This is a genomic window from Brevibacillus sp. AG (assembly GCF_028369215.1).
GTDB classification, from domain to species: Bacteria; Bacillota; Bacilli; order Brevibacillales; family Brevibacillaceae; genus Brevibacillus; species Brevibacillus porteri.
In genome coordinates this window covers 169,619-176,996 of record NZ_JAQMYO010000010.1, presented here as the reverse complement: position 1 = coordinate 176,996, position 7,378 = coordinate 169,619, and the positions used below count along the sequence as shown (strand labels likewise).

Below are 7,378 nucleotides of genomic sequence, written 5' to 3'. Positions count from 1 at the left end.
ATATCTAGTTTTGAAGGTGCATATAATCACGGAGAGTTACCCAAGAGGCCGAAGGGGACGGTTTGCTAAACCGTTAGTATGCGCAAGCGTAGCGAGGGTTCGAATCCCTCACTCTCCGCCATTTTTATTTTGGCGGCGTAGCTCAGCTGGTTAGAGCGTTCGGTTCATACCCGAAAGGTCGGGGGTTCGATTCCCTCCACCGCTACCAAACTACATAAAAATATGGCGGTCGTGGCGAAGGGGTTAACGCACCGGATTGTGGCTCCGGCACTCGTGGGTTCAAGTCCCATCGATCGCCCCATAACAACATGGGAGTATAGCCAAGGGGTAAGGCACGGGTCTGCAAAACCCTTATCCCCGGTTCAAATCCGGGTACTCCCTCCATTTTAGTCCCAGTAGCTCAGCAGGATAGAGCAACGGCCTTCTAAGCCGTCGGTCGGGAGTTCGAATCTCTCCTGGGACGCCACGCCTTTTCAAAAGATAGCCTCCTTAGGACGTTGTGGCGTCCGCAGGAGGTTTTTTTGTAGAAGATATAAAGTGTCTTTCAGGATACTAACAGAAGCATGTGATGAGACAAATGGCCTATTTCAAAAAAAAGTTAAAAAACTTTCATCCAAAATTGGAAATATTTTGTCTGATTTGTCATAAATTATGTAAAAAAATCACAGAATATGGCTCCTTTTCTATTCGGAAAATGTGACGAAACAATGATATTTTTGTAGAGAAGCGTTTGCATTCTTTCAAAATTTTTGCGACATGTAACTTTCTTTTTCGACAAACGTATCTACTAGAAGACTGAGCAATAAAAAAGATAGTTTGACAGGAAAAATATGGGCTCCATCAAGTCGAAAACGATATTGACTTGCGAAAATTGATTGTGTATACTCAAAAACGTACTTCGTGTCAACAGAAAAACACGAGTAAAATCAGCGTTTATAGGCGGTCGTGGTGGAATTGGCAGACACACCATCTTGAGGGGGTGGCGGGGCGACCCGTGCGAGTTCGAGTCTCGCCGACCGCACCAATCCCGAAAGCAATCAGGAAGAAATGGAAACGAGCGTTTGTATTTTTCTAAATAAATGGAGCCTTTTTCGACAAGGGCTTTTTTTTCTGCCAACTGCCAAGCACTGTCGAATAGAAAGAGAAAAAGGTGGGAAAGGTGATAGCAGTGCCTTATTTTTTCCCACTTTTGGGTCATTGCTTATGAATCGCATTTGATGTAAACTGCCAATTGAGAGAAAAACAATAGAGAAATGTTGGAAAAACAACACTACCTAAATTCAGATCAGACCCAATCTGGTTTAGGTCGAGGAGAAGAACCCATGAGTGTAATTAGAGAGATCATTGAGGGATTATTCATCGGATTTACGTCTGCGGTGGGTGTAATCGGCACATACCAAACACTGGTTTCTTGTGCAGGCCTGTTCCGCAAAAAAGAGCAAGTAACAACAGAGCCGCAAAAGACGTTTGCTGTGCTCGTGGCAGCTCACAATGAGAGCGCCGTAATTGCTCCGCTTATTGAAAACCTGAAGAAACTCGACTATCCACGTGAAATGTACGACATCTTCGTCATTTGCGACAACTGTACAGATAACACGGCAGAAATTAGTCGGGCGCATGGTGCAATTGCATGTGAGCGTTTTGACACATCCAAGCGTGGGAAAGGCTACGGCATCGAATGGATGCTGGAGAACCTCTGGGCAAGACCTAAGCAGTATGACGCTGTCGTCATGTTTGATGCTGACAACTTAGTTGAGAAAAACTTCCTGAAAGTAATGAATGACCGTCTCTCCAAAGGGGCGCGTGTAATTCAAGGCTACCTCGACTCCAAGAACCCGTTTGATTCCTGGATTACGCTGTCCTATGCGGTTACCTACTGGTTTACAAACCGTATGTGGCAGTTGGCTCGTCACAATTTGGGACTGCCGAACACTTTGGGCGGAACTGGCTTGTGCATTGAGAGCAACCTGCTCAAAGAAATGGGCTGGGGAGCAACCAGTCTCACGGAAGACCTGGAATTTGCAACACGTTGTATTGAACGCGGTATTTACCCGACATGGGCACATGACACCAAGGTCTGGGATGAAAAACCGATTGATTTAAAATCGTCGATGCGCCAGCGTTTGCGTTGGATGCAAGGGCACTACGATGTGGCAGGACGCTACATCCGCGCTGTCTTGTTTAATGGTTTGAAGTCAAGAAAGCTGGGAATGCTTGATGCAGCCTTCTACCTCTTCCAACCGATGTATGTGCTGATGGTGACGATGATGTCGGTATTGTTCTTGGCAAGATTTTTTGATATCGGTACGCTGACAACAGTATCCACGATCTTGCCTACATGGCTGGTATACGGTTCTACTGCCGTGTTCTACCTGTTGCCGATCTTGGCCCTCTATTTGGATAAAGTTCCGTGGAAGGGGTATTTCGGGCTCCTCTTACTACCATTCTTTTTCCTGACCTGGCTTCCGATTATGTTTTACGCGTTCTTTACGAAGAAAAACCAAGAGTGGAGTCACACCTCTCACACACGCGCGATTCGTATTGAGGAGATCCAGCAATAGTGACGTAAACAAGCAAAACCACAGGGGGAATATTCACCTGTGGTTTTCCTATTATCTTAAAGTAGCGAGACCGTTGCCGAATTTGGTATAATGACGTGATCAAGCAAGTAGCGTTGTCCAACGGGATTAAGGCACCAGCGCCAGACGTAGCGGTGCCCATAGGAGGAAAACAGCAATGAAGCTCGCGACAGATATTCACAACAACGACGTCCCATTGTTGTGGGGCGATAAACGATACCATACATGGAATAATCATTTAAGAGGAACTTTTCACGAAAAGATTTTCAAGGTTCCATTGGATGGCGGTTTTAGTTGTCCGAATCGGGATGGGAAAGTAGCGACAGGCGGCTGCACGTTTTGCAGTGCGAGAGGATCTGGAGATTTTGCTGGTGATCGCAGAATGGACCTGGAAAGACAGTTTCATGATGTGAAAAATCGCATGCATGAGAAATGGCCGCAAGCCAAGTATTTGGGCTTCTTCCAAGCGTACACGAATACGTATGCACCTGTAGAGGAGCTGCGGGAGATGTACGAAGTCATCCTCCAACAAGAAGGTGTAGTTGGACTCTCCATTGCCACACGTCCTGACTGCCTGCCTGACGATGTTGTGGAGTATTTGGCTGAATTGAATGAGCGCACATATTTGTGGGTGGAGCTCGGTCTACAGACAGTCCATGAGCACACAGCCCAGTTAATTAATCGAGCACACGATTATCAATGCTACGTGGATGCTGTAGAGAGATTGCGCAAGCACAACATCCGTGTATGCTCACATATCATCTACGGATTGCCAGGAGAGAGCCAAGAAGAGATGATGCAGACGGCAGATGCTGTGGCACATCTCGATGTGCAGGGGATCAAGATACACCTGTTGCATCTGCTGCGTAAAACGCCGATGGTGAAGCAATATGAAGCAGGTCTTTTGGAATTCCTGTCACAGGAAGAGTACACAAAGCTCGTTGTGGATACATTGGAAATTTTACCTCCAGAGATGATCGTCCATCGAATCACTGGGGACGGCCCACCTGATCTCTTGATTGGACCGATGTGGAGTCGCAAAAAGTGGGAAGTTCTGAATGGCATTGATGCAGAACTGAAAGCGCGGAATAGCTGGCAAGGAAAGTTTTTCGTGCCACGTACGTGAGGATGCAGCAACAAAAAGGGAGCCTTTTTAAGGGCTCCCTTTCTTTTTTATAAATTGCGAATCAGATTTCTCGCACGCTTCGGGTAATTGGTGATCAGACCATCTACACCACAGTCAATGGCTCGTTGAATTTGCCGACCACTGTTCACCGTCCAGCTCAATACTTCAAAATGATGCTCCTTTGCTTGTTTGACCAAGTCTTCCGTCAATTGATCATAAGGGACGTGCAATTGATCAGCTCGATAGCTGCTGGCTACTTCCCAGGGCTTGACGAGTGGTCCAACGTATAAAAGTCCCGTCCTTTGCGTGGCATCCAATTGCTTAATTCGTAAAAGGCTGTCGAAGTTAAACGCTGAAATGATGGTTCGCTCCGTTAGCTGATAACGTCTGATTTGTTCGATGACGAGCTCCTCTAAGTGAGGTTGATCGAGGAAGAAATTTTTCAGCTCGATGATGAAGCGCAGTGGTGTGTCGACAAACGTCTGGAATACCTCCTGCAAGGTTGGGATGTGGGCTTTTGGTACTCGCATAGACGAGTCTTTATCCGCACGTAGCTGACGCAGTTCACGCAATGTGTATTGGCGCACCATACCGGAACCATTGGTCGTGCGTTCCAGGCTATGGTCATGAATGACAACCAGCTTATTATCACTGCTGAGCTGGACGTCCAATTCGATCCCATTGGCTTTTCGTCGGACGGCTGCTTGAAACGATCCCATCGTATTTTCCGGAAACAGGCCGGAAGCGCCACGATGGGCATAGATAAGTGGGGGCACGAGGGCTTCCTCCCTTCTCGAGCGTGTGATTCCCTATTACCATGATATGTAAAAGGCCCCTCGATACGACCTGACATGAGAGGCATCTCCAGAAGTCTATCCGATTACGACGAGTACGATGACCAAAAGGACAAAGAGGACAAGGATCAGGGCAAAATTGTTATTGCAGCTCACAAAAAACACCCTCCTTCTCGCACATGAAGCATCTACTTTTATGGTATGAAGAACGAGTAAATATGACCCAACAGAATGCCCACCTTGTGTTTTTTTGTGCATGAGGAACGCTTTTTTATACAGATTGGCAGATGACGGCTTTACTTGTTTTGCTACAATGAGAGGAGGAGTACTGTAGGGGAGGATGAAGACCGTGATAAATGTTGTAGGCGCACAGGACGCTGGAGACCTGATCATTGATCGACAAAATCGCCGGGTAAAGCTGCACGTATATGAACCATCACAAATCGAGCAGTGGGATCGGGTCATGAAGGAGCTGGCCGAAGAGTCAGAGGCAACAAAAGTGATTGTGTACGGGAAGAAACAAGATGTTTCACAATGGGAATCCCTTGGTTACGAGCTGGAGGGAACCATCGATGGTTTTTTTCAAGGGGAAAACGCACAGATGCTCACCTGCTATCTGACAAAAGAGCGGGCCACCTCTGGTGCAGCAAAACTTGCCGAGGAAATTCTTACGTTGAGCTTGTCACGAGCGGGGGGGACGATAGAGAAAACATTACCCGAGGGATACCACCTGCGTGAAGCAAATGAGGCAGACACGAAGGAATTGGCTTTTTTGTATGGATTGGTATTCGCGACGTATCCTACACCGATGAACGATCCGTCCTACATTCTCAAAACCATGCAAGAAGGCACCATCTATTATGTCGTTGAATTTGACGGCAAGATTGCATGTGCTGCGTCAGCTGAAGTATCCGAACGATTTGGTTCAGCGGAAATGACGGATTGCGCGACCGATCCAGACCATGCGGGGAAAGGTCTCCTCCAACCGTTGTTTATCGCGCTGGAACAAAGGATGGAGGAGGCGGGGATTTACTTTTTATACACCTTGACCCGGGCGCAATCTGCAGGAATGAATGTGACGGCTGCCAAAATGGGCTATGCTTACCGCGGACGGTTGATTAACAATTGCACGATTTTTTCAGGATATGAAGACATGAATATATGGGTAAAGCCACTTCGTCCGACGAGGGAATAACAGGCTACCTGTTTGTAGGATACAACTGCTGTTGCAGACGACGGGCCATCAGGGCCAACTGAAGCTGCCAGCGTTGATGAGCATCCTCCAGGCGGTAGCCTGTTTTTTCTTCAATCTGGGTCAACCGGTACTTGAGCGTATGTCGATGGATATACAAGGCTTGCGAGGTCTGTAGACCGTTTCCATTTTGGGCCAAATACACTTCAAGTGTTTCGAGAAGCTGTTGATTGTATTTCGTATCATAGCGAATTAATGGCTCTAGCAATGGATTCCACAGGCGGAGCAAGCTATCTTTTTCACGATGGTACGGAAATAAAAACTGATAGCCCTGCATATCCCGGTATCGCAAAATTTGCGGGGATTGGGCCAACAGCGGATACGCTTGGAGAGCAAACATCGCTTCTTCGGAGGCACTGACGACGTTTGGCAATTGCTCACAGGGATTGCTCAAGGCGATCTGTAGGTCAAGAGAAGGGTGCAGTCCTCTCCAGCGGGAAGTGAGCTGTTCCAACAAGCGCAGGCTCGTCTGATCATCCGGCAAAATAAATAAGAGGCAATGTGGACGCTCGCGTAGCAAATAAGAGCGCTGATGACGGTCGCTAAGCCGCCGCATCAATGTAATGACACTTTGATGCATGTCTCCAAGCAGCGTCTGATCGGCTACCTCTACGCGAACAGCGACACAGAGATGATGTCCAGCAAGCGGGTACCCCAGCATGCGACAACGACTCTCCAGCTCCGTATGGGTCATCTGCTGCCCGTTTAGCAACTCCTCCACAAAATCCCCTTTTAACCGCCATTCCGTTGCGGCTACTGCCCTTTCCTTTACATATTCGAGTGCACATAAGGTAGAGGCATGCTGTAGAGCAACGTCATCGAGCTCTTTCCAGGTGTGCTCGGGCTTCGTTAAGGTTAACGTGCCAAAATGCTCGCGATTGGCGCGAATCGGTACACGATGCGAGATTTCCTGGGACTGCTCATGCGGCAGTGCTCCCGAGCTGCCATGCTGTGTGACTTCGAAGCCTAATGCATCGATGAGCGACACGACGCCTCCGGTAAGTGTAGCGAGCTCGCCAGCGATGGCGGGAAGGCCTCCTTTGGACAGGGCAGCGTCAATCATTCGATTGTGAATCGCCGAGGAATAGGCCAGCGTCTCAAATTGCCGATTCATGATCGGCTGCAAGATAGCTTTGGTGATGATCGAAAAGTTTATCTCCGTGGGAATTTCAATCAATGGAAGTTGATAGTGATCCGCCAAAGTCAAAAACGTCTCGGGAATTTCTCGTAAGTAAAAGCCCGTATGAATCGCAACGCCACTCAGCTTTTGCTTCGCCAACGAAGGAATAAAAGAAGCGAGCTTTTCCATGTTTTCAGCCAGCCCAAAGCCGGTTGTAATCAAAAATTCGCCTTCCTGCAAGCGACTCGTATCCTCCAGCACCTCGACAATAGTCACCCAACGAATCGGATTGTCCAGTCCGCCTGCTCCTGCGATCAGCCTGGTGTGAACCATGTCCGGCAGTTGTAGTGCTTCTTTTATCGTGATGGTCATCAGGCATCTCCTCCAAAAGCCTCGGTAAAGGTTCTCTTATACAAAATGTACAAAAGATTTTGTCTCTTTGCCATGTTTTTTTTGCCAGCACGTAGGATGGCTCTTGCGTGCTGCTCAGCTAGGATAGAGGTAGAG

At 47.9% G+C, this 7,378-nt stretch carries 6 protein-coding genes and 6 tRNA genes; 9 read left to right on the top strand and 3 right to left on the bottom strand.

Annotated elements, in window-relative coordinates; all coding sequences use genetic code 11:
* Window positions 1-30 precede the first annotated feature (30 nt).
* The 8 genes from POF51_RS24905 to POF51_RS24870 all read left to right on the top strand — a co-directional run bounded on the left by POF51_RS24905 (window position 31) and on the right by POF51_RS24870 (window position 3,705).
* Window positions 31-121, top strand: a tRNA-Ser gene (locus POF51_RS24905).
* A gap of 10 nt (window positions 122-131) precedes the next feature.
* Window positions 132-208, top strand: a tRNA-Met gene (locus tag POF51_RS24900).
* Between the two features lie 17 nt (window positions 209-225).
* Window positions 226-301: transfer RNA gene (locus tag POF51_RS24895), tRNA-His, on the top strand.
* Window positions 302-310: 9 nt separating this feature from the next.
* Window positions 311-384 (top strand) — tRNA-Cys (locus tag POF51_RS24890).
* A 5-nt stretch (window positions 385-389) separates the two neighbouring features.
* Window positions 390-466: transfer RNA gene (locus tag POF51_RS24885), tRNA-Arg, on the top strand.
* 473 nt (window positions 467-939) lie between these two features.
* Window positions 940-1,024 (top strand) — tRNA-Leu (locus tag POF51_RS24880).
* Between the two features lie 298 nt (window positions 1,025-1,322).
* Entirely contained in the window at window positions 1,323-2,561 is a 1,239-nt protein-coding gene (locus POF51_RS24875) for a glycosyltransferase family 2 protein (RefSeq protein ID WP_007724131.1), read from the top strand.
* A gap of 175 nt (window positions 2,562-2,736) precedes the next feature.
* Complete coding sequence (locus tag POF51_RS24870; RefSeq protein WP_069852441.1) at window positions 2,737-3,705, top strand: TIGR01212 family radical SAM protein; 969 nt, start codon at window positions 2,737-2,739, stop codon at window positions 3,703-3,705.
* A 47-nt stretch (window positions 3,706-3,752) separates the two neighbouring features.
* Here POF51_RS24870 and POF51_RS24865 read toward each other — a convergent pair whose 3' ends face one another.
* Both POF51_RS24865 and POF51_RS32220 read right to left on the bottom strand, forming a co-directional pair.
* A complete protein-coding gene (locus POF51_RS24865) occupies window positions 3,753-4,481 on the bottom strand; it encodes a glycerophosphodiester phosphodiesterase (protein ID WP_083261745.1) in 729 nt (242 codons plus the stop codon).
* Window positions 4,482-4,577: 96 nt separating this feature from the next.
* Window positions 4,578-4,757 carry a YjcZ family sporulation protein gene (locus POF51_RS32220; protein ID WP_158265784.1) on the bottom strand — a complete coding sequence of 60 codons (180 nt, stop codon included), beginning with the start codon at window positions 4,755-4,757 and terminating at the stop codon, window positions 4,578-4,580.
* A gap of 82 nt (window positions 4,758-4,839) precedes the next feature.
* Between POF51_RS32220 and ablB the strand changes: the two genes are divergently transcribed.
* On the top strand, window positions 4,840-5,694 hold the full coding sequence (ablB, locus tag POF51_RS24860; RefSeq protein ID WP_069852438.1) for a putative beta-lysine N-acetyltransferase: 855 nt from the start codon (window positions 4,840-4,842) through the stop codon (window positions 5,692-5,694).
* Window positions 5,695-5,698: 4 nt separating this feature from the next.
* Here ablB and POF51_RS24855 read toward each other — a convergent pair whose 3' ends face one another.
* Window positions 5,699-7,243, bottom strand: coding sequence for a PucR family transcriptional regulator (locus tag POF51_RS24855; RefSeq protein ID WP_069852436.1), 1,545 nt, complete (start codon window positions 7,241-7,243; stop codon window positions 5,699-5,701).
* Window positions 7,244-7,378 lie beyond the last annotated feature (135 nt).

What these genes read in the sequence shown, in the direction of transcription:
- POF51_RS24875 (WP_007724131.1), top strand. Translation starts at nt 1,323, where the DNA reads ATGAGTGTAATTAGAGAGATCATTGAGGGATTATTCATCGGATTTACG.
- POF51_RS24870 (WP_069852441.1), top strand. Translation starts at nt 2,737, where the DNA reads ATGAAGCTCGCGACAGATATTCACAACAACGACGTCCCATTGTTGTGG.
- POF51_RS32220 (WP_158265784.1), bottom strand. Translation starts at nt 4,757, where the DNA reads ATGCACAAAAAAACACAAGGTGGGCATTCTGTTGGGTCATATTTACTC.
- ablB (WP_069852438.1), top strand. Translation starts at nt 4,840, where the DNA reads ATGAAGACCGTGATAAATGTTGTAGGCGCACAGGACGCTGGAGACCTG.
- POF51_RS24855 (WP_069852436.1), bottom strand. Translation starts at nt 7,243, where the DNA reads ATGACCATCACGATAAAAGAAGCACTACAACTGCCGGACATGGTTCAC.